Origin of the sequence: Secundilactobacillus silagei JCM 19001 (genome assembly GCF_002217945.1) — a bacterium.
In the GTDB taxonomy this organism is placed as follows: Bacteria; Bacillota; Bacilli; order Lactobacillales; family Lactobacillaceae; genus Secundilactobacillus; species Secundilactobacillus silagei.
The window spans coordinates 1-326 of the sequence record NZ_BCMG01000038.1 but is presented as its reverse complement, the minus strand read 5'-3'; the positions used below and the strand labels follow the sequence as shown (position 1 = coordinate 326).

Below are 326 nucleotides of genomic sequence, written 5' to 3'. Positions count from 1 at the left end.
ATAATCCAACAACTACAGGTAAAGTGACCTACACACCAAATGATGCCAAGGCAAATGTGACGATTCCAAGCAACCAAGGTGATCAAACGGTACCTGATGTAACTGGTAAGACGGGCGAACATGTTGATGTTACAGTACCAGTGAAGCCAGGCTACACAGCGGATAAGCCAACGGTACCGGCGACGGTGAATGCCGACGGCACGATCACCGTTGATAACCCAACGACCACAGGTAAAGTAAACTACACACCAAACGATGCCAAGGCAAATGTGACGATTCCAAGCAACCAAGGTGATCAAACGGTGCCTAATGTAACTGGTAAGACA

General features: G+C 47.9%; 1 protein-coding gene. It reads left to right on the top strand.

What is annotated here, in order from left to right; genetic code table 11:
- A partial coding sequence (locus CES79_RS12915; RefSeq protein WP_225362450.1) for a hypothetical protein occupies positions 1-326 on the top strand: 326 nt, incomplete at both ends.